Raw genomic sequence first — 22828 nt, 5'->3', positions numbered from 1 at the left:
CGCGCCGAGAAGGCGCGTGCGACAGGCATGACGGTCGCCGGGATAATCCGCCCGAGACGTCAAGCGCCGCGGAAGAACGCGAGCAAGTCGCGATTGATGACGTCGGCGTGCGTCGTGCACATGCCGTGCGGGAATCCCTCGTAGATCTTCAGCTTGGCGTTACGCAGCAACTTGTACGAAAGCTTCGCCGAATCCGCGATCGGCACGATCTGGTCGTCGTCGCCGTGCATCACAAGGGTCGGCACGTCGATGCGCTTCAGGTCTTCGGTGAAATCCGTTTCCGAGAACGCCGCAATGCAGTCGTAGTGGGCCTTGGCCCCGCCGATCATGCCCTGACGCCACCAGTTCATGCGCACCGGTTCGGACAACGGCTGCCCGGGACGATTGAATCCGTAGAAAGGCACGGGAAAATCCCAGTAGAAGGCGGAGCGGTTGGCGGCCAGGTTCTTGCGCATGCCGTCGAACACTTCCAGCGGCAGGCCGCCCGGATTGGCGGCGGTCTTCAGCATCAACGGCGGCACCGCGCCGATCAATACCAGCTTGGCCACGCGGCCTGCGCCGTGACGGGCGACATAGCGCGCCGCTTCGCCGCCGCCGGTCGAGTGCCCGACGTGAATGGCGTCGCGCAGATTCAAATGCTCGGCCAGCGCCGCGACGTCGGCGGCATAAGTATCCATGTCGTTGCCGGTCGCCGTCTGGCTGGAACGCCCATGACCTCGCCGGTCGTGGGCGACAACGCGGTAGCCCTGGCCGAGAAAGAACAGCATTTGCGCGTCCCAGTCGTCGCTGGAAAGCGGCCAGCCGTGGTGGAACACGACGGGCTGACCGGAACCCCAGTCCTTGTAGAAGATTTCGGTACCGTCTCGGGTGGTGATCGATTGCATGTCGTTGTTCCTCGTGGAGGCAGCGGTAGCTAAGGCGCCACCGATCCCGGCCTGGGTGATGGATAGGGGAAGCATGGTCATCGCCGCGGCACCGAGGCCCGATGCGAGCAGCCGCCGGCGATCGGCGTCGAAAGGGGGAGCGACGGAGATGGCGCGGCGGCCGGCAGGTTCAGGGGGAGGTGGCTTGCGCATCGGGGCGATGCCTCGGAGAGCGTGGATGACCAGACCACGATAGGAAGCCCGCCTTCAAGATGGTAGATGGCGCGAGGCCGCACGATGTTGACCTCGGTGCATCAATGCATGCGCGGTGCGCCGACCCGATGCATTGATGCATCGAGGGCTACATTGATGCTCCGGATCTGAGCACCAATCGCCACGCCGATCGCTTGGGCGTCCGTCGCCGCCCATCGGCTTGGTAATCGTCGCTCGAGGCCGGGCGCGATTGGATGCCGGGTTTTCGGCGCATGCAGGTCCGTGCCGGATCTCGGAAACATATCCGTGGCCGGAGCGTCTTTGTGCCCGTGTCCACTGCCTCCCATGGCCGGTCGGAAACGCGAATGCGGACTGACCCGGCTTGGCGTTCGTCCGCGCACTATGACGCTGTGTGGGTCGAGAACATCGACACGTTCGCATTTCCGCGCGGCCGCGAGGGAAAGGTGACAAAAGTGCGGGTTTCGCCTATTGGGCCTGAGTATCGTCGATGCCATGCAGTCCCGCTGACGCGCAAATGGCGATATGGATCGATGGTGACCGCCCCCATCATGTCGTGCCCGAACGAATGTTTCTGAACCTCTCGATGCGATGGACGCGCAGGGAGCAGCGCATCGACCGAACGTACCGCTCCCGCTCAACCACCAGAGGGAGTCACTATGCGCCGGGACATGGAGTTGATTCGCAAAGTGCTGCTGGCCGTGGAGGCGTGCATCTCGCACCGCCTCATCGACGGATACTCGCAAGACGAGCTGCGCTATCACCAGCTTCTGCTCATCAACGAAGGCTTGGTGGATGGTTGCTTCGTGGACGACTCGAACCGTGCCGTCGAAGTTCCCACGGCGGTCATGTTGACGCGCCTGACCTGGGCGGGGCACGACTTCATCGAGGCGATCGGCGACGAAACCCGCTGGGGGAAAGTCAAAGCGTTCCTGGCCGATTCGGAAAAGCAGATCACGATTGAAACGGTGAAAGCGGCTGTGACCCTGTTATTCGGGTACGCCAAGCCATCCTGGGACGCAGGGCCCCATGCCGCGGAGATTCAGAGTTCGCATCGCGCCGACTTTATCTATACGCCGAACAATCTTTGCCGCTCTTGCCGGCGTATCGGCAGGTCATCATGAGTTCGCATCGGGCATCTTGCGAGATAGTGCGCTGGCGCGCGTCTGGTTAAGCACGATACGACGGACCGGCTTGGAACGCAGCGATTCGGCGGCCGCCGTGGAACTGATCGCGGCCTCCGCTTAGGATGCGCAGTCCGCTACCGGAGCCGAGCCCGCCATGACCGACTTGCGTGTGTATCAGATCGACGCCTTCACCCGGCAGCGCTACCAGGGCAACCCGGCCGGGGTGGTCGCCAATGCCGAGGGGCTCAGCGACGAACACATGCAGTTGATCGCGCGCGAACTCAACAACTCCGAGACCGCCTTCATCCTGCCCGCCGAAGCGGCCGACCACGACGTGCGCGTGCGCTTCTTCACTCCGACCACCGAAGTGCCGGTCTGCGGCCATGCCACCGTCTCCGCCCATTTCGTCCTCGCCCTCGAGCGCGGATTGCCGGGGCAGCCTTGTCGCCAGCTGACCGGCGCCGGCATCCAGGTCATCGAAACCCTGCGCAGCGGCGACAGCTTTCGTATCGCTATCGAACAGAACCGGCCGAGCTTCGAGCCGGAACTGTCGCCCGCGCTCGCCGCGGAAGTCGCGGCGGCCCTCGGCGTCGGCGCTGACGCCCTCGACCCGCGCTGTCCGCTGCAGTTCGTCTCGACCGGCCACGGCAAGCTGCTGATCGGCCTGCGCGAGCGCCGGCAATTGCAGGCGCTGGTGCCCGATGCCGCGCGCCTGATCGCACTCGGCCCCGAGGTCGGCGCGAAGGGCTTCTTCGTCTTCAGCCTGGACCGCGAAGACGGCGACGATGCTCTGACCCATGGCCGCATGTTCGCGCCGGCCATCGGCATCGCCGAAGACCCGGTCACCGGCAACGCCAACGGGCCGCTCGGCGCCTACCTGGTCAAGCACGGCCTGCTGGAGGCCCGCGACGGTGTCGCACGGTTCCGCGCACGCCAGCGAGCCGGCAACGGCCGTGCCGGCCACATGGACGTGACCGTCCGGGTCGAAGGCGGCGAACCCAGCGGCGTGCGCATCGAGGGCGACGCGGTGACCTGCTTCCAGGCGACCTTGCCGCGCACGTTCTGACGGCTGTGGGTCGTGCCGTTATCGCGCATGTCTGTGCAGGAGCTGCCGTGCTGGCCTTCGGTTCGCTTTCCTCCACCCCTGCGACAGAAGCAGCTCGCTCTGCCGGCCGCCACCATCGCAAAGCGCTCAGGATCGCGCAGCCGACGGCGGATGCCAGCGCACGCCCGGCAGGTCGGTGCGTTCGCGGTTCGCCGTCGCTTCGGCCTGGCCCACGCCGCCGAGCAGGTCCAGGTAGTGGCGCAACGCCTGGTTGTCGCCGAGCTCGAAGCGCGCGGCGATGTAGGCGTCGGGCCGCAACAGCGCCGCGCCGCCGTCGGCGAGGCCGAACGCAGCCGCGATCGCACTGCCCGGGTCGGGCAAGGCGTCTTTAATGGTGACGTTGTCGCCAGGACGGAAACGCAGCACCTGCAACCAACCTGCATGGGTGCGGATCACCTGCGAAGCCCAGGGGTCCTGCGCGCCGTCACGGCCGTCGAACACCAGCAGCGTGTGCAGGACCGGATCGAGCAGGTCGTACAGGTTGGCGGCGCCGGGACGCGGCGCGGCCAAGGATGGGCACGGTGCGCGGTCGCCGATGCCCGGCGCACCGCCCAGGCGCGCGCGCAGGCGGGCCAGCATGCCGGCGCCCGGCTCGGCGACAGTGACGGGGCTGTCGCGATAGGCCACGGCCAACTGCGCGCTGCCGCTGGTATTGCGCAGGTTCAACGGCGCCAGTTGCAGCAGGCGCAACTGCCGCCGCGCCAGTTTGCGCAGCAGCCGATGGCGGCCGAACACCATGCGGGTGAGGCGGTTGTTGGCATGGAACATTTTCAGCACCGCGGGATGGCGCTCGTCGTGGTAGCTGTCCAGCAACCGGTCGGCGCCGCCGTGGCGCAGCACCCAACTGAGTTTCCACGCCAGATTGGCCGCGTCCATCACGCCGGTGTTGAGCCCTTGCGCGGCGATCGGCGTGTTGACGTGCGCCGCGTCGCCGGCCAGAAACACCGGCCCGCGGCGGAATCGCGAGGCGATGAACTGGCTGGGGCGATAGTGGGTAAGCCACAGCGGCGAGTGCAAGCGCCAATGACCGAAGCCCAGGCCTTTCGCGATCGCCTCGAATTCGGCCAGATCCGGATCTTGCCCCAGTCGATCCGAATCGGCCGGGCGCGCGGCGATGATGCGGAAATAGCCCTCGCGCATCGGCAGAATCACGAACGGATAGGTCTCCAGCATGAAGCCGTGGCGTTCGTCGGGCGCAAGATCGAAGCCGTCGATCCGCGCATCGGCCATGATCCAGTGATCGCCGTGGCGCTCGCCGGAAAACTCGACGCCCAGCTGTGCGCGCACGCGGCTGCGGCCGCCGTCGCAGCCGACCAGATAACGGCAGCGCAAGCGGCGCGGCGCGCCGCGGCCGTCGTCCAGGTCGACTTCCACGCCTTCGACTGACGCGCCCTCATCGGCCGCGCCGATGCGGAACCCGGTCAGCTCCTGGCCGCGCTCGATGCTTACGCCGCGTTCGGCCAGCAGGTCGGCGAGCAGACGCTCGGTCTCGCCCTGATGCAGATGCAGGTAGTACGGAAACGGCGTGGGCAAGCGGTCGTAACGCAGCGTGGTCATGCGTCGGCGCCCGTCGTGCATGTGCATCACGCCGCTCGGCAGGCCGGCGTCCACCAGCCGCTGCGCCGCGCCGAGCAGGTGCAGTTGCTCCAAGGTGCGCGGCTGCAGCGTGATCGCCTTGGATTCGCCGGAAAATCCCTCGGCCCGATCGACGATGCGGAAGTCGACGCCGGCCTGCTGCAAGGCCAGCGCCAGGGTCATGCCGACCGGCCCCGCTCCGGCGATCAGCACATCGCAATCGAACTCGCGTTCGGGCCGGCTCATGCGGCCTCCCGCGGCGTGCCGACCAAGACGTTGAGCTTGGAGCCCAGCGCGCCGGGCATCTGGCCGATGTCCCAATCGAAATCGCCGCCGCCGTCGAGCCCGGCGACCAGCGCGCGCCATTCGTCCAGCGAGTACGCGCGCAGGTGCGAGACCACGCCGTCGAACAAGAACGCCGCCGTGCCGACAGGCAGCAACACGCCCAGCAGGGTGCGGCGCAGGCTGAGCGGGCGGATCCAGCCCAGGCTCATCGCCACGCACAGCAGCGGCGCCAACAACAGGAAACGCAGGGTCGGAATCCACTCGCGCTGCACCGGCTCGATCAGCACGATTGGCTGGCGCTTGCCGACCGCGTCGGCCAGCACCGCTTGCAACTCCTGCGGGCGCAGATGGTGCGCGGCGTTGATGATCACCCGCGGCCCGGTGAGTTCAGGCGGCACGTCGCGCACATCCACCGGCGCGGCGATGTGGCCGATGCGCGGGTCTTCGCGTTCCAGCGCGGCGTAAGCGGCGGTATCGGGATAGCGATCCGACAGCAGCACCCGCGCTTGCGGCCCGAGCGCGCGCACCAGTTGCTGCGCGCCGCCGCCGCCGCCGGCGCACAGCAGCTGCACGGTGCGCCCGCCGCTTTGCTCCAGCAACGCGGCGATGCGCTCGAAGCCGGGCCGATACATGTTCAGCTCGGCGGCCATGTGATGGAGGAACTCCACCACGGTCCGGCGCAGCGGTTCCGGAGTCCAGGGTTCGTCGTTGAATTCGATCAGATGGAGGCGTGACATGTCGTCTCTCGCAAGTCCGGGTGGAGGTCGGGGGCGCCGAGCAGCGCGGCGGCGATGGCCGTCGCGACCGCGGGCAGCGCGCGTTCGTCTTGAATGAAGAAGTGGTCGCCGTCGATGTCCACCTGCCGCACCGGCGCGCGGGTCAGCGCCGACCAGCCGGCCAGCGACTCGGGCGGCACGCGGTCGTCGTGCAGGCCGTGCAACACGGTGATCGGAACATCCAGGGCCGGCTCGGCGCGGTAACGGTAGCGATCGACCAGGGCCAGGTCGGCCAGCACCATCGGCAGGATCGGACGCAGGTGTTCGAAGCTCTGCCCCGCCGCTTCCGGCGTTTCGCGGAACACCTGCCAGAACGCGTCGGGCACGTGCGCGCTGGCGGGCGACGGCAGGTCGTCCAGGCCGCGCGCGCGCAATCGCGCCCGCAACGCCGCCAGATACGGATTGGGCCGGGCATCGGGCGCGGACAAGCCGCCGATGAATACATGCGCGGGCGCGCGGCCCTGGCGCTGCAGACGGCGCGCCAGTTCGAACGCGATCAATCCGCCCATGCTTTGTCCGTACAACGCCAGCGGCAAACCCGGCTCATGCGGCAGCTCGGCGTCCAGCGCGTCCAGCAACGCTTCCATGTCGTCGAAGGGGCGCTCGCCGATGCGCGTCTCGCGTCCGGGCAGTTGCACCGGCCAGACCTCGATCGACGGGTCCAGCATCGACCAACGCCGATACGCCGACGCGCTGCCCGCGCCGAACGGCAGGCACAGCAGCCGCGCGCGCGGCTGCGCGCGCCGCACCACGCCTTCGAACCAGCGGCCCGGCGCGGAGGTTTTCCCGGCGGGCGGCAATCGCAGTTGCGCCAGCAACGCGTCGATGCTGGGACCGGCCAGCAACAACTCCGCCGGCACGTCCACGCCCAGGCCGTCACTCAATTCGCGCACCAGCCCCAAGCCGACGATGGAGTCGATCCCCATCTCGCGCAGCGGCACGCTGGCGTGCAGTTCGCCGGCATCCATGTCCAGCGCGGCGGCGACGCGTTCGCGCACGAACGCGCGCGCATCGCCGGCGATGCGGGCCGGCGAGCGCGCACCGTCGATGCGGGCCACGTCGCGTGCGGCCAGCCGGCGCAGGCGCAGGCTGTCGATCGCGAGCACGCAGCGTTCGCGCGCGTCGTACAGCGCCAGCGACGCGCACAACAGGCCGTCGCGTTCGGGCAACAGCCGCAAGCGGCCGCGCACCGGCGGCGCCGCATCATTGGACGGTGGCGGAATCCGCACCTCGTCCATGCCGACCACCATGAAGCGGGTGCCGTCGGCCAGGGTCTGCGCCGCCGCGGCCGCCACCAACTGCGCGCCGGCATCGAGCACGCCGGGGTGGAACCCCAAGGCCCGCACGTCCGCCGCCGAAGCCGCGCTCAACGCCGGGTCGGCGGCGAATCGCGCGCAGGCCTCGCCCGCGCTGACGGCGACTTGCTCGACCCAGCGCACGCTGGGGCCGAGATCGAAACTCAACTGCGTCATGCGCGCGTAGAAGGCGGCGCGGTCCGACATCTGATCGCCGGTCAGCTGCACCGCTTGCGCCGGCGGCGCCTGATCCTGCGTCAAGGCGCGCAAGCGGCCACAGGCGTGCACCGGGCCGCCTGAACTGCTCAGCGACCAGCGCAGCGCGGAACTTTCGTCTTCCAGCGTCAGCGTCAACTCGCGCTGCTCATCGGTCGTCAGGCGCAATGCGTTGCGGAACTCGACTTCGTCTAGGCTCACGCCGTCGAAGCCGAACTCGGTTCGCGCGGCGCGCAGCAACAGCTCCAGGTACTGGCCGATGTGGAGCACGCCGTGGTTGTCGGCCAGATCCGGCAGACGCGCATGCGACAGGCGATAGCGCAGGATGCGCCGCGATCCTTCGCGTTGCGCGTCGATGGGGTCGAGCGGCGAGTCGGCGTCGGCGCGCGATGGCGCCGGTGTTGCATCCAGTTCCTTGCCGGTCGCCGCCGACGGCGCGCCGGCGATCCAGTACGCGCGCCGTTGCATCGGGTACTTCGGCACATCGCGGGTCGCGCCAACTGCACCCAGCCAATCGGCGCGATCGATGCGCGCGCCGCCGACATGCAGCGCGGCCAATGCGGCGGCCAAACCGGCCGGCGTGCTCAACGGCCAGACGCCGGCCGCTTCCGTCGCTCCCAGGCCGACGACCACGCCCATCGCGCCGACATCGAAGCACGGCGCGGTCGCGGTATCGACCGCCGCACGCAATGCCGCGCTCACATCCGCGGCTTGCAGCGCGCGTTCGCCGGTCAGATCGATCAACGCCGCATCCGCTTCGCGCCAGCGCACCTGCGCGCCTTCGTCGGCAGCCAGGGCGACCGCATCGTCGAAGTCGAGCAGTCCCGCCGCCCAGGCCGCGAACGCCAACATGCGTCCGCGCGCCAGCACACGCGCGGGCCGCACGCCGCAACCACGCAGCGCCTCGACCACGATGCTGGCTTCGGCGAAGCCGGCCGCGCGCGGCTGCGCGGTCGTGCGTTCGCGCCGCTGCGCCAGTGTGGCGGCCAAGTCTGCATCCAGCGCGGCCAAGGCCTCGGCCGTGTCCATCGCCGCCAAGGCATCGGGTACCCACAGCGCGACCGTGGGCGCGTCGTCGGCCCCGCTCTCGCCGCTGCGCCATGCGCATGCGTGATCGCGGCCGTGCGCCAATGCGTCCAGGGCCTGCGCCAGCGAATCCGCATCGGGCCCCACCACCGCCGCGCGGTGGCGCAAACGCGCACGCGCGCTCACGCTGGCGGCGCACAAGCCGTCCAGTTCGTCCGTATCGGCCACGGCGATGCGTTCGCGCCAGCGCGCCGCCAATGTGGTCAACGCCGCGGGGCTGGCGGCGGACAGACACAACAGGCGTTCGCCTGCGCGCTGACGCGTCACCGTCGCCACCACCGGCGCCGGCGCATCGCCGCCGACCAGCACGTGCACATTGGTGCCGGAGAACCCGAACGCGCTGACGCCGACGATCCGCACCGACGCCGGCTCGCGCCCAGCCAAGGCCACGCCCACCGATTCCGGCAAGGCGATCCGCGGATTCATTCCCGCCGCGTCCAGGCGCGGCTGCGCCGGCATGCGGCCGTGGCGCACGCACTGCACCGCCTTGATCAGGCCGGCGATGCCGGCGGCGGCCTCCAGATGGCCGAGATTGGCCTTCACCGCGCCCACCGCCAACGCCGGCCGGTCGGGACGGCGGCCGTACACCTCGGCGATCGCGCGCAGTTCGATCGGATCGCCCAGCGGCGTTCCGGTGCCGTGCGCCTCGACCGCGTCCACTTGCGCCGGGTCCAGCCGCGCATCGGCCAGCGCGCGTTCCAGCAGGCGCATCTGCGCGCGCCCGTTGGGCACGGTCAGGCCGCTGCTGGCGCCGTCGTGATTGACCGCCGAGCCGCGGATCACCGCCAGCACGCGGCGGCCGTTGCGCCGCGCGTCGGCCAAACGCTCCAGCACCACCACGCCGCAACCTTCGCCGCGCCCGTAGCCGTCCGCGCTCGCGGCGAAAGTCTTGCAACGTCCGTCCGGCGCCAGCGCGCCCATCCGCGCCAGCGCCAGGAACGTCGCCGGCGACAGCAGCAGATTCACTCCGGCCGCCAGCGCCAGCGAGCTCTCGCCGCGCAGCAGGCTTTGCCGCGCCAGATGCACCGCCATCAGCGAAGACGAACAGGCGGTGTCCACTGTCAACGCCGGCCCGTGCGCGCCGAGCGCGCGGGCCACGCGGCCGGCGGCGATGTTGGGCGCCACGCCGGTCACCGTGTAACCGCTCAGCGCATCGGCGGCGCGCGGCAACTGGCCGTACTCCGAGCCGGTGATGCCGACGAACACGCCGGTGTCGCTGCCCGCCAGCGCATCGGCGGCGATGCCCGAATCCTCCAGCGCGTGCCACGCCACTTCCAACAGCATGCGTTGCTGCGGATCCATCTCGGCGGCTTCGCGCGGGGAGATGCCGAACAGACCGGCGTCGAACAAAGCCGGGTCTTCAGCGAGAAAACCGCCGTCGCGCAGGCCGTCGTCGCCGTCGGCGCCGGTTTCCACCGGCACCCGCGACCAACGCGGCGCCGGCGCCGGGCCGATCGCGTCGCGGCCTTCTTCCAACAAGGTCCACAGCGCCTCGGGCGAATCGCAGCCGCCGGGAAAGCGGCAGGCCATGCCGACGATGGCGATGGCGTCTTCCGGATCGTCCGCGTGCGACGGCGCGGGTTCGTGCACAACCGGCGCGGCGTCTGCCGCTGCGAGGAACTGCGCGCGGATGCGCGCGCCGTCGCCGTGGAAGACTGCGTATTGGCCTTCTCCCGCGGCCAGCGCTCGTTCGAACAAGGGCAACCCGGTCTCGTCCGGCATCGGCGCGAAACCGGCGCGATGCGCCATGAAGGCCAGCGAATCCTCGCTCACCTGCATGCCGCCGTCGGCCCACAACGGCCAATCGAACGCCAGCGTGCGTCCGTGGCGGCGCCCGGCCGCCGCGGCGCGCGCGCGTTCGTGCGCGAATCCGTCCAGCCACGCGTTGGCGAAGGCATAGTCGGTCTGGCCGATGTTGCCGGTCAGGCCGGCGGTGGAAGCGAACACAGCGAAGCAACGCAACGGCAGTTGCGCGGTGGCTTCGTCCAGATGCCGGCAACCGTCCAGCTTGGGCGACAACACCTCGTTGGCTGCGGCCGCACTCTTGCCCATCAACAACCCGTCGCGCAGGCAGCCCGCGGCATGCACCACCGCGTCCAGGCGGCCGAAGCGCGCGCGCACCTCGGCGACCGCCGCGTCCACCTCCGCGCGCACCGACACGTCGCCGCGCACGCAAACCGTTTCCACGCCCGCCGCCGCCAGCGCGTCCAGGCGCTGACGCTGGGCCGGCGTCGGCGCGGACCGCGCCAGCAGCGCCAAGCGCGCGCCGCCGCGTCCCAGGCGCTCGGCCACTTTCAGGCCCAATCCGCCCAGGCCGCCGGACACCAGCACCACGGCGCCGTCCGTCCAATCCGCGGCGGGCAGCGCCTGCGCGCGTTCGATCAGCACGCGCCGTTCGCGGCGGTCGTCGCGATAGCGCACTTCCGGCTCGTAGTGCGCGTGCGCGGCCTCGGCCAACACGTGTTCGGCCAACGTCGCGGCCGGGGCACCGTCCTCCACACCGAGCAAACGCAGGCGCACGCGCGGCGCTTCCATCGCCAGCGATCGCGCGAACGCGCTCAATCCGCGCGCGTCCGGCGTGCTCTCGCCGTCACGGTCGAGCGCATGCGGCATCACCCACTCCACCGCGCGCTTGCCGTGCAGCAAACGCTTGGCCAAGGCGAAGGCATGCGCGAAGGCGTCCGGTGCCGGGTCCAGCAGACGGCCGTCGGCGATCAGCAGCGGCGCCGCAGTCGCATCGGCCAGCAGCGCTTCCAGCGCGTCTCCATCGTGTACGTCGAGACGCTGCGCCAACTGCGCGCGCAACGGCGGGTCCAGCGCCAGCGCCACGCAATCGCGCGGCATCAACGCCGCTTGCGACGGCGGCGCGGATTGCCAGTGCGGAGCGGCCAGCACGAGTTCATGCGCCGCAACCGCCAACGCCGGCGCCGCGACCGCGCGCTCGGGTTCAGCGGCGACGCGGTCGATCAGTTCGCGCGCCAGGTCGCGGATGCTCGGGCAATCGAACACCAGGGTCGGATAGAGCGTCAGGTCCAGCGCCTGCTCCAGCCGCGTCACCAGCTGCGCGCTCTGCACCGACTCCATGCCCATCGCGAACAATCCCAGCTGCGGATCGGGCAGGCGGCCGCGTTCGAACTGCAGCACGTCGGCCACCACCGTGGCGACCAGCCGCTCGCACGCGGCGGCGCGCGCGGCCGGCACCGCGGCGCGGAACTCGGCCAGCGCTTCGTCCAGCGCACTGACCGCCGCGACCGGCGCTGCGACCGCGGCGGCGGCGAGCGCCGGCGCGGGTTCGATCCAATAGCGCTCGCCGGCGAAGGGATAGGTCGGCAAGTGCAGGCGCCGGCGCGCGCCGGGCGCATGCGCGCTCGCCCACGGCCAGTCGCAGCCTTCGACCCAGGCCTGCGCCAGCGGCGCCAGCGCGCCGCGCGCGAACGCATCGTTCAATGCCGCCGCATCGCCCGGCTGCGGCGCCGAGGCATGACCGACGAACACGCCGGCGGCCGGATCGGAATCGGCCTGCGCAAGGAAACGGCGCAGACCGCGCGCCAGTTCGTCCGCGTCGCTGGCGACGATCGCCAGCCGCGAGGCGAAGGCTTCGCGTCCGGCCTGCAAGGTGAAGGCCAGATCGTGCAAAGACTGCGCGTCGCCGCCGAGTCCTTGCTCCAGGCGCTCAAGCAGACGTTCGGCGGATGCCGCCAGACGCTCGCCGTCGCGCGCCGACAGCGGCACCAGCACCGGCCCCGCGTCGCTCGCGAGGTCCGCGCGCGCGGGCGCCCGCCACTGTTCGAGCAACACATGCGCATTGACGCCGCCGGCGCCGAAACTGCTGACGCCGGCGCGCAGCGGCCGGTCGCCGGCCGCGGTCCACGGCGCGAGTTCGGTCTGCACCCGGAACGGCGTGTCGTCGAAGGCGATGGCCGGATTGAGACGTTCGGCGTGCAGCAGGCTCGGCACCAGGGTGGCGTGGCGCAGTTGCAGCACCGCCTTGTGCAGCGCGGCGATGCCGGCGGCGGCTTCCAGRTGGCCGATGTTGGATTTGACCGAACCGATCGCGCAGAAATCGCGCTCATCGCTGGCGAAGGCGTCGCTGAGGCCGGCGATCTCGATCGGGTCGCCCAGGTGGGTGCCGGTGCCGTGCGCCTCGATGTAGCCGATGCTGCGCGGATCGATGCCCGAACGCTTCCAGGCCGCGCGGATCACTTCGGTCTGCGCGACCGGATTGGGCACCGTGTAGCCGAAGGTCTTGCCGTCGTGATTGACCGCGCTGCCGCGGATCACCGCGTGGATCGCATCGCCGTCGCGGCGCGCGGCGGCGAGCGGCTTGAGCAGCACCGCGCCGACGCCCTCGCCCGGCACGTAGCCCTGCCCGCCTTCGCCGAAGGCGCGGCAACGGCCGTCGGAGGCGGCGAAACGGTTGGCGCACAGCATCAGGTACTTGTTCGGATGCAACGACAGATTGACGCCGCCGGCGATGGCCAGTTCGCAGGCGCCGCTGCGCAAGCTCTCGCAGGCCAGATGCACCGCGTTCAACGACGCCGAGCAGGCGGTGTCCACGGTCATGCTGGGCCCGCCCAGGCCCAGGCAGTACGACACCCGATTGGCGATGGAGAAGCTCTGCGTGTTGAACGGCGCGCCCTCGCCGCTCAGGGCGTTGGCTTCGGCGGCCAAGGTGGCGTATTCGTTGTAGCTGGCGCCGACGAACACGCCTACCGGCGCGCGCCGTTCGCCGTCGGCCGAGGCCGCGCCCAGCGACGCGGGCGCGTAACCGGCGTCCTCGACGCAGGCCCAGGCCTGCTCCAGGAACAGGCGTTCCTGCGGGTCCATGTAGCGCGCCAGCCACGGCGCGACGCCGAAGAATCCCGCATCGAAGCGGTCGACGTCGTCGATGAAGCCGCCCCACTTGCAATACATCCGGCCCGGCTTGGGCTCGGGATCGAAGTATCGCCGGTAGTCCCAGCGCGAGGCGGGAATCTCGCTGATGGCGTGGCGGCCCTCCAGCAGATTCGCCCACAGCGCATCGAGCGTGGCCGCGCCGGGATAGCGGCCGGCGACGCCGATCACGGCGACATCGCCGCAGTCCTGCGCGGCGATGTCAGCGGCCGGTGCGGCCTGCACCGGCGCGGCGACGGAGCGGTGCCGGACCAGGAATCCGGCCAGCGCGGCCGGGGTTTTGTACTTGTAGAACACCGTCACCGGCAGCTCGCCGAAACGCGCGCGCAGGGCGTGGTTCAACTCCAGGATCAATACCGAATCCAGGCCATAGCGCTCGAAATCCGCGTCCACGGCGATGCGTTCGCGCGGGATTTTCGCCACCCGCGAGAGCAGAGCGATCAGCTCCTCCAACACCGACGCGTGCGCCGCATCATTGGCTTCGCTCGCATGCGACGCGGCCGAAGCGGCCATCGCGGGCGCGGCTTGGGTTTGCGCCGCGATCGCGATGTCGCTCGCCACCGCCCCGGTGCGTTGCGGCGCGGCGTCGGCGCGCTCGCGCGGCGCCGGCTCCAGCCAGTAACGGGCGTGCGTGAACACCGGCGCCGGCCGCGGCGCGACACGCGCGCGGTGGTCGGCGGGCGCCTCTTCCAACACCACGTGAGCGTTGCTGCCGCCGAAACCGAACGAGCTCACTCCGGCGCGGCGCGGGCCGCCGTCGGGCGGCACCGGCCAGTCGTGGGTGCGCTCGGCGATGCGCAGCGCCGTGCCGGCCAGGTCGATCTGCGGATTGATCGCGCGAAAGTGCGCCAGCCCGGGAATCGTGCGTTGCTCCAGGCACAGCACAGTCTTGATCAGGCCGGCGATGCCGGCGGCGGTTTCCAGATGGCCGATGTTGGCCTTCACCGATCCGAGCGCGCAGTGCCCTTCCGGCGCGCGTTCGCGCCCATGCTCGCGATGCAGTTGGTCCAGCGCGGCGAGCAGGCCGCGCACTTCGATCGGATCGCCGAGCGCGGTGCCGGTGCCGTGCGCTTCCACATAGCCCAGGCTGAGCGGATCGACCTGCGCATCGCGGTAGGCATCGACCAGCAAGCGCGCCTGCGAACGCGGATTGGGCGCGGTCAAGGCGTGGGCGACGCCGCCGTGGTTGACCGCGCAGCCCTTGATGACCGCGCGGATCCGATCGCCGTCGGCCAGCGCTTGTTGCAGCGGCTTGAGCACGATCATGCCCAGCCCTTCTCCGCGTACATAGCCGTCGGCGCCGGCGTCGAACGCGCGACAGCGCCCGCGCGGCGACAGCATGCCGGCGCGGTCGAAAGACACGCTCAGATAAGGATCGAGCATCAGGTTGACGCCGCCGACCAGCGCCAGCGTGCAGCGCCCCGCCCGCAGCGCCGCGACCGCCTGATCGACCGCGACCAACGAACTGGAACACGCGGTTTCGAACGGCAGGCTGGGGCCGTGCAGGTCCAGCAAATAGGAAATGCGATTGGGCAGCAGCGAGTGCGCGCGGCCCAGCGCCGATTGCGCTTCCGCCGGCACCGCCAGCGCTCTGGCGCGATCGTGGTAATCGGTAGTGCCGATACCGATGTACACGCCGGTGCGGCTGCCGCGCAACGCCTCGGGGTCGCAACCGGCATCGGCGAGCGCGGCCCAGGTCGCTTCCAGCATCAGCCGGTGCTGCGGGTCCATCCACTCGGCTTGTTTGGGCGAGATGCGGAAGAACTCGGCATCGAAACGGTCCACGCCGTCGATGAAGCCGCCCCAGCGCGCGCGGGTCTGGTCCGGCGCGGCCAGCGCGTCGCCGTCGATGGCGCGCCAGTCCCAGCGGTCGCCGGGAATCTCGCCGATCAGGTCGCGCACTTCGACCAGGTTCTGCCAGAAGCCGGCCAGATCGGGCGAGCCGGGGAAACGCCCGGCCATGCCGACGATGGCGATGTCGTCCGCGCGCGCCGACGCGGGTTGCGCGGTGCGCGTCGGCGCCGATGCCGCAACTGATGTCGTGGCGAATGCCGTCGTTGCGGTCGGCGCTTGCGGCGCGGCCGCGGCGGCCTCGGGTTGCGCACGCGGCGGCGCGGTCGCGACAACGGCGCGCGCGAAGCCGCCCGCCGCCTCGACCATGCCGACCAGATCGGCGACTCGTTCGAGCTCGAACACCGCCGCCGGCGCCAGGGTCACGCCGAACGCCGCGCCCAGGCGCTCGGTCAGTTCGATGATGGTGATCGAATCGATGCCGAACTCGCGCAGCGGCGCATCCGGATCGACCTCGTCGATGCCCAGGCCGAGCAGATCGGCGACGTTGCGCCGGATCGTCGCCAAGGCGTCGCTACGCACCTGCGCCGCGGCGCTGTCGTCGGGCCGCACCGGCATCGCCGGTTCGGCATCGCGACGCGCGGATTCGGATTCGGGCTCTAGCAAATCGGCCAGCGCACCCAACCGCGGCAAATCGCGAATGCGCAACGCGGTCAGGCGCACCGTGGCGCTGGGCTGCAGATCGCTGGCGAGCGTGGCCAGATGGGTCGGGTCCAGGCCGAGGTCGTCGGCGCCGGCCTCCAGATCGATCGCGTCCGGATCGAGCATGAGCAAGGCGGAAACGCGTTCGCGCAACAACCGCCGACGCGCCTCGCTTGGTACACGCGCAGCCGGTGCCGGCGAGGAAAGCGCCGGCGCCGCGTCCGCGCGCAAGGCCAGCGCGGCGTCGATGCGCGGCAAGTCGCCGGCGACGAAGCCGATCAGCGCCGCGTCGCTCGCGCCGACCGCATGCAGGCAGGCCAATCCGTCTTCGCTCTGCAGCGGGCGCATGCCCAGGCTGCGTTCGAGCAGGGCTTCGGTGCCGGCATCCACGTGCATGCCGCCGTCGCGCCACAGCGGCCAGGCGATCGACCAGCTGCGGCCGTGCGCGCGACCGGCCGCCACCGCTTCGGCGCGGCTCTCGGCCAGACGGTCGAGGAAACGGTTGGCGTAGCTGTAAGCGGCCTGCCCCGGATTGCCGATCATGCCCGACACCGAGGAGAACGCCACGAACGCCGACAACGGCAGATGGCGGGTGGCGCGGTCCAGCGCGAGCGCGCCGTGGACCTTCGCCGCCAACACCGCGTCGACGTCGGCGCGGCCCAGGCGATTGAGCAGGCCGTCGCGCACGACGCCGGCCGAATGCACCACCACATCCAGCGCGCCGTGCTCGCGCACGATGGCTTCGACCAATTCGCGCGCCTGCGCTTCGTCGCTCAGATCGGCCTGCCGATAGCTCAGCGCGGGTACTTCCCTCCGCAACTCGGCCAGCTCGGCGCCGACTTCCTGCGCGCTGCGCCGGCCCGCCAGCACCACGCGCGCCCCGGCTTCGTGCGCCAACGCGCGCGACAGATGCCGGCCCAGGCCGCCCAGGCCGCCGCTGATCAAACACACCGGCGCCGGCCGGCCGCCGGTCAAGGCCGACCAGTCGCGCCCGGCGCGGCCGTGGCGCAGTGCGTCCACGGCCGCGGCCACCGCCGCCGCCTCGAAGCGGCGCAAACGCTGGCGGCGTCCGTCGCGCCAGCGCACCGGCGCCGGATCGGACGCAGCGGCCAACTCGGCGACGGCCACGCTGACCGCGTCGGCGGTGGCGGCCAATTCGATCGTCGTCATCGCCAGCGCCGGATGCTCGCGCCCCGCGGTGCGCGCCAGGCCCTCCACGGCCGCGTGCACCGGTTCGCCGGGCGGATGCAAGTACAGCACGCGCAGCGGCGTGGGCCGGCGCGCGAACCAGCGGTTGAACCAGGCGACCAAGGTGTGCGCGCCGCTGTCGAGCTCGCGCTGCAGCGTCGAATCGGCCAGCGTGCGCGCCCAGGCATGCACCAGCGCGCGCGGACGCAGCGACTGCGCGTCCAGTTCGGCCAGCAACGCGGCGATGTCGTCGGCGTGTCCCGGGCGGATCGCGTAGCGCTGCGCCGACAGGCGCGCGAACTGCGCGCCGGCGCGCACTGCGATCACCGGCGCGGCGATCCGCGCGGCCAATGTATCGGCCAACGGCGCCTCGTCGCGCTCGAACACCAACACCGGGCCGTCCGGCGCATCGCCTTCTATGGCGACGGTTTCATCGACCCAACGCTCACCCACGCAACGGATGTCGTCGCGCGGCGCGGCGGCCGCGATCGGCCGCGCGGCTGCGCTCACCGCCAGACGCAATTCCACGCCGTGCAGGCTCGCCCATCCCTGGCCCTGCGCATCGGCCAGATCGATATCGAAACGCACGCGCGAACGCGAACGCTCGATCACGCGCAGGTGCGCAAGACTCAGCTCGGGCGCATGCGCCCACAGCGTCATCGATGCGATGCCGGCCGGGCGCCAGCGCTGCGGCGCGCCGTCTTCGTCCAGCAACGCCGTCACCGCCTGCAATGCGCTGTCCAAGGCGAGCAGCGATGCCGGCAGGCCGGGGCCACCGCCGACGACCTCGGCCAAGGCTTCGTCCTGCCCCAGATCGAGCCGGCGCAGGCCGCGCAAGTCCGGGCCGTAGCGCAGGCCGCGCTCGGCCAAGGCGCGATAACAGGCTTCGACCGGCTGCGTGCGCGGGCAGCGCGCGCGGATCGCATCCACCGCCAAGCTCGGCGCCGCGGCATCCAGCGGCACCGCCTGCGCCTGCGCGCAGGCCGCGCCGTCGAACGACGCGCGCAGCGATGCGCCGTCGCATTCCACGCTCAACCACGGCGCATCGCCGTCCTCGCGCGCGGCCGCCAGCCGGGTCCAGCGCAGATCGCGCAAGGCGTGCCGCGGCGCAGTCGCGCTTGCGGCCGGCACGGCCGCATCGGCCGCGGCGAGCATCGCCAGCGCCACGCCGATCCCCGGCAACGCCGGCGCGCCGTCGACGCGGTGTTGATCCAGCCACGCTTCCTCGCGCGCCAACTGACGCTCGAAGCAGACGCCGTCCGGCGCCGGCACGCGCCGGCCCAACAGCGGGTGCTCGGCGGCGTCGGGCAACCAGCAACGGCGGCCCAGGAACGGCCAGGTCGGCAACGCGCACCGCTGCGCGGGAGCCGCGCCGGCCGGCGTCTGCGGCGCCAGCCCGGCGCCATCGACGTAGGCCAGGGCCAAGGTTTCCAGCGCATCGCGCGACGCGTCCGGCGCCAGCGCGCGCGCCGCTTCGCGACGGCGTCCGGGCTCGCCGCGCCGCCACGACGGGCCGTCCAGGTCCGCCAGCGCGTCGCGCAAGGCCGCCAAACTGTCGACGACGATGGCCGCGCGCACGCCGTGCGCATCGTCGCGGCTCATCAGAGTGTGCGCGACGCTGTCCAGATCCGGCTGCAGCCGGCTGTCGGCCACGCGCGCCAGATGCGCGCGCAAACGCGCCGCGCCGCCGTCGAGTTGCGCGCGGCTGCGCGCCGACAACACGATCAGGCGCGGGCCGGTGCTGGCCGGCCTCGCGCGCGCCGCGTATTCCTCCACGATCAAGTGCGCGTTGCTGCCGCCGGCGCCGAACGAACTCAAACCGGCGCGGCGCAATCCGTCGGCGCCCGCCGCCCAGTCCGCGCCCTCGCGTTGCACCGCGAATCCGGCGCGGTCGAAATCGATATGCGCATTGAGCCGCTGCGCGTGCAGCGAAGGCGCCAGTCGCCGGTGCCGCAATTGCAGCAGCAGCTTGGTCAGCCCGGCGATGCCGGCCGCGGCTTCCAGATGCCCCAGGTTGGACTTGATCGAGCCGATCGCGCACGGCCGCGCCGCGTCGCTGCGTTCACCGGCGAAGGCTTTTTCCAGGCCGCGCACTTCGATGGGATCGCCCAGCGAGGTGCCGGTGCCATGAGCTTCCACGTAACCGATCGCATCGGCCGCCAGCCCGGCCGACTTCATCGCCTCCGCCACCACCGCGGCCTGCGCGTCCGGATCGGGCACGGTGTAGCCGCCGGCGCGGCCGCCGTGGTTGAGCGCGCTGGCGCGGATCACGCCGAGAATGGCGTCGCCATCGCGTTCGGCCTGCGACAAACGCTTGAGCAGCACCGCGCCGACGCCCTCGCCGGGCACGTAGCCGTCGCCGCCGTCGCCGAAGCTGCGGCAGCGGCCGTCGCTGGCCAGCATCTGCTGCCGGCTCAGGTACAGGTATTTGCTCGGATGCACCATCAGATTGACGCCGCCGGCCAGGGCCAGATCGCTCTCGCCGCGGCGCAGGCTCTCGCAGGCCAGATGCAAGGCGCTGAGCGAGGACGAACACATGCTGTCCAGCGCCAGGCTCGGGCCGCGCAGATCGAAGTGGTGCGACACGCGGTTGGCGACCGACGCGCTGAACGACATCGGCAGCGCGCCGGCATCGCCCATCGCCGCGCGCTCCAGGCCCAGGGCCTCGTACTGGCGCCACATCACCCCGACGAACACGCCCGTGCGCGTGCCGGCCAGGGCGCGCGCGGCGTAACCGGCGGCGCCGAAGGTGTCGCTGGCCGTTTCCAGGAACAAGCGCTCCTGCGGGTCCATCAAATCGGCTTCGCGCGGCGAGATGGCGAAGGCGACCGGATCGAAGCGGTCGATCGCCGGCAGGAAGCTGCCCCACTTGGCGTAGCTGCGGTCTTCGCGGCGGCGGTCGGGGTCGAACCAGCGCTCGGCGTCCCAGCGCTCGCGCGGAATCTCGCGGATGCAATCGCGGCCGGGCGCGAGGATGTCGTGCCACAGCGATTCGACGTCGGCGGCGTCGGCGTAGCGGCCGGCCAATCCGATCACGGCGATGGGCTCGTCGCCGCGCGCGTCGTGCGCTGCAGGCGATGCGTAGCCGGGCGCGGCAAGTGTCGTCGGTGTTGCAGCGGACGGCGGCGCCGGATCGGGCGCGACCGGCGTCGATGCCGCGGCCGGCACGCTCTGCGCCAGTGCCGCTGCGTAGTTCGTCGCCAGATGCGCGGCCAGGTCGCCGATGCAGCTGTGCTCGAACAGCAACGTGGGATACAGCGAAACCGCCAGGCGCTCGCCCAGCCGCGCGCTGATGCTCAGCAAGTGCGAGGACTCCAGTCCCAGGTCGTAGAAACCCGTTTCGGCGTCGCCGGAATCTGCGCCGTCGAGTTCGGCGGCGATCAGCTCGCGGATCAGGCGCTCGGCCAGAGCCTGCGGCTCGCGGGCTTCCGGCGCGATCTCGACGCTCGTGTTTGCTTGTGCATTCGCGGTAATCGCCGACGCCGCAGCGAGCGGACTGTCGCCCGACGCGACCCGCGCCATCGCGGCCGCCGGCCGCAGCAAACGCTCCAGCAACTGCGGCGAACGAATGCGCTTGGTGGTCAATCCTTCGAAGCGCGCCAGACACGCACCGGTGTCGGGATCGCACAGCAAAATATCGCTGCGGAACACATCGTCCTGAACCACGCAGCGCGCGCGCTCGACCACCACCGCGCAACGCCCGCGCAGCGGCGCCCAGGCGCGGAAGCTGCGCACGTGGATCGGAATGAACGGCTGCGGGCCGCGCTCGTCGTCGCGCACCGCGGCCAGGAACGGCACCAGGGTGGCGCTGTCCAGGCAGGCCGGATGCAACAGAAACGTTTCCGCGTGCTCGCGCGCCAACGCGCTAGGCGCCAGGTGCGCGATCACCCGTTGCGGGCCGTAGTCGATCCGGCCTTCGCCCTTCATGAAAGCGAAGTGTTCGATGCCGACCTCGCGCGCATAGGCGTAGGCGACATCGAGGTCCAGCGATTCGCCGTCGGCGCGTAAGGTGTCCGGCGGCGGCGCCGGCGCGTCGGTAAAACGCGCCGTGCAGGCGAAGTTCTCCCGCCACGGCGCGTCCTCGTCGCCTTCCACGCGGCTGCTGGCGCGCACCGACCATTCCTGCGGCGAGCGCTGCTCCACGCTCAAGGCGACGCGCCGGCCGCGGTCGGCATCGACCGCCACCGGCTCGGAGAACAGCACGTCGGCCAGTTCCAGGCGCCACACGTCGATTCCGCGCGCCTGCAGGGCGCGCAGCACCAGATCGAAGAACGTCACCCCCGGCACCACCCGCACGGCGTGCACCCGGTGGTCGCGCGGGATCAGATCTTCGTAACCCACATCGACATGACAGCGAAAACGATTCATTACAGCTCCCTGGTTACTGGTCGGAACGGCGGCTCAGCCCCAGCAGACCGGGAAGGTCTGCAGGCCGCGGAAGCTGAGGTTCATGTTCCAGTCCTCTTCCTGGCTCTTGCGGCGGATATCAGGGATGCGCTGCAACAGCACGCGATAGGCCACGGGGATTTCCGCACGCGCCAGGAACGCGCCCGGGCAGGTGTGGATGCCGCCGCCGAAGCCCAGGTGCGGGTTGTGCTCGCGGGTTAGGTCCAGCTTGTCCGGATTGGCGAACACTTCCGGATCGCGATTGGCCGCGGCCACGAACGGCATCACGCCGTCGCCCTTGCGGATCAGGCGGCCGCGCAACTCGATGTCGTGCGCGGCGATGCGCGTGGGGCATTGCGCGGGCGAGGTGAAGCGCACGATCTCCTCGATCGCCGGCTTCATGATTTCCGGCCGCGTCTTCAGCAGTTCCAACTGGTCGGGCTGCTTGAACAACTGCAGCAGGCCGGCGCCGATCACGTTCTGCGTGGTGGTGTGGCCGCCAGCCAGCAACAGCACCATCTGCGCGACCACTTCCTCCAGGCTGAGCTTGCCGCCTTCGCGCCACTCCTTGACCATGTACGACACGAAATCATCGCGCGGGTTGGCGCTGCGGTCCTTGATCACCTCTTCCAGGTAGGCGGCGAGCATCTGCATCGCCTGCTGCCCGGCCAACATCACTTCCAGGCTGTCCGAGCGACCGGCGGCGTGCGCGATCTGCGCGCCCAGCGCCTTGAAGTTGGGCAAGTCCTTGCGGTCCATGCCGAGGATCTCCGCGAAGATGATCGCCGGCAGCGCGAAGGCGTAGTCGTTCATGAAATCCATCTCGCCCTGGTCGTAGACCCGGTCGATCAGCCAGTTCGCGGTCTCGTAGGCGCGAGCGTGGATATCGCCGAGGCTGTCGGGATGGAAGGCGCGGTTGATCAGGCCGCGCAGGCGCTTGTGCTCGGGGTCGTCCTTCATCACCGCCCACATCGAGAACATGCGCACCAGCGGTTCCAGGTGCTCGCGGAAGTCCGGGCGCACCACGAAGGTTTCGCTGCTCTGGCTGGAGAACTGGCTGGGATCGCGCAGGCCAACCTTGACGTCGTCGTAGCGGGTGAGCACCCAGTGGCGGGTCTCCTGGCTCCAATAGACCGGCTCGTTCTCGCGCATCTGGGCGAGATAGGGATACGGATTGCGATGGAACGCTTCGCTGAGGATGTTGACCTCAACGCTCTGTGCTTCGGGCTCGCGGATATCGATGGCGGACACGGTGCTCTCTCTCCTGCTGGCGGGGGCCGCGCTCGGGCGGCGATTGGGGTGGGACGGA

Annotated in this window: 7 protein-coding genes; 2 read left to right on the top strand and 5 right to left on the bottom strand. The window is 70.7% G+C overall.

The features are described from left to right. Positions 1–59: 59 nt before the first annotated feature. Positions 60–884 carry an alpha/beta fold hydrolase gene (locus AB4Y92_RS13355; RefSeq protein WP_441820105.1) on the bottom strand — a complete coding sequence of 275 codons (825 nt, stop codon included), beginning with the start codon at positions 882–884 and terminating at the stop codon, positions 60–62. Positions 885–1753: 869 nt separating this feature from the next. Here AB4Y92_RS13355 and AB4Y92_RS13350 point away from each other — a divergent pair. Then, entirely contained in the window at positions 1754–2218 is a 465-nt protein-coding gene (locus AB4Y92_RS13350) for a DUF2513 domain-containing protein (protein WP_441820095.1), read from the top strand. A 157-nt stretch (positions 2219–2375) separates the two neighbouring features. Then, a complete protein-coding gene (locus AB4Y92_RS13345; protein WP_441820094.1) occupies positions 2376–3287 on the top strand; it encodes a PhzF family phenazine biosynthesis isomerase in 912 nt (303 codons plus the stop codon). 126 nt (positions 3288–3413) lie between these two features. Here AB4Y92_RS13345 and AB4Y92_RS13340 read toward each other — a convergent pair whose 3' ends face one another. From AB4Y92_RS13340 to AB4Y92_RS13325, 4 genes are read right to left on the bottom strand one after another with little or no spacing between them, the layout of a single operon-like run. Continuing rightward, positions 3414–5147, bottom strand: coding sequence for an FAD-dependent monooxygenase (locus AB4Y92_RS13340; RefSeq protein WP_441820093.1), 1734 nt, complete (start codon positions 5145–5147; stop codon positions 3414–3416). Next, the gene (locus AB4Y92_RS13335; protein WP_441820092.1) at positions 5144–5923 is read right to left on the bottom strand and encodes a hypothetical protein; all 780 of its coding nucleotides are present in this window, start codon (positions 5921–5923) and stop codon (positions 5144–5146) included. The genes AB4Y92_RS13340 and AB4Y92_RS13335 overlap by 4 nt, the downstream gene beginning before the upstream one ends. Next, a complete protein-coding gene (locus AB4Y92_RS13330; protein WP_441820091.1) occupies positions 5905–21501 on the bottom strand; it encodes an SDR family NAD(P)-dependent oxidoreductase in 15597 nt (5198 codons plus the stop codon). The genes AB4Y92_RS13335 and AB4Y92_RS13330 overlap by 19 nt, the downstream gene beginning before the upstream one ends. Positions 21502–21534: 33 nt before the next feature. After that, positions 21535–22770, bottom strand: coding sequence for a cytochrome P450 (locus AB4Y92_RS13325; RefSeq protein ID WP_441820090.1), 1236 nt, complete (start codon positions 22768–22770; stop codon positions 21535–21537). Between the last annotated feature and the right edge of the window lie 58 nt (positions 22771–22828).

It is taken from the genome of Lysobacter sp. TAB13 (assembly GCF_052113885.1).
Lineage (GTDB): Bacteria > Pseudomonadota > Gammaproteobacteria > Xanthomonadales > Xanthomonadaceae > Lysobacter > Lysobacter gummosus.
The sequence above is the reverse complement of the archived record's forward strand: the minus strand, read 5'-3'. Positions and strand labels throughout refer to the sequence as shown.

Excerpts from the sequence above, each read along its gene's own strand:
- AB4Y92_RS13345 (WP_441820094.1), top strand. The coding sequence starts at position 2,376 with ATGACCGACTTGCGTGTGTATCAGATCGACGCCTTCACCCGGCAGCGC.
- AB4Y92_RS13355 (WP_441820105.1), bottom strand. The coding sequence starts at position 884 with ATGCAATCGATCACCACCCGAGACGGTACCGAAATCTTCTACAAGGAC.
- AB4Y92_RS13340 (WP_441820093.1), bottom strand. The coding sequence starts at position 5,147 with ATGAGCCGGCCCGAACGCGAGTTCGATTGCGATGTGCTGATCGCCGGA.
- AB4Y92_RS13335 (WP_441820092.1), bottom strand. The coding sequence starts at position 5,923 with ATGTCACGCCTCCATCTGATCGAATTCAACGACGAACCCTGGACTCCG.
- AB4Y92_RS13350 (WP_441820095.1), top strand. The coding sequence starts at position 1,754 with ATGCGCCGGGACATGGAGTTGATTCGCAAAGTGCTGCTGGCCGTGGAG.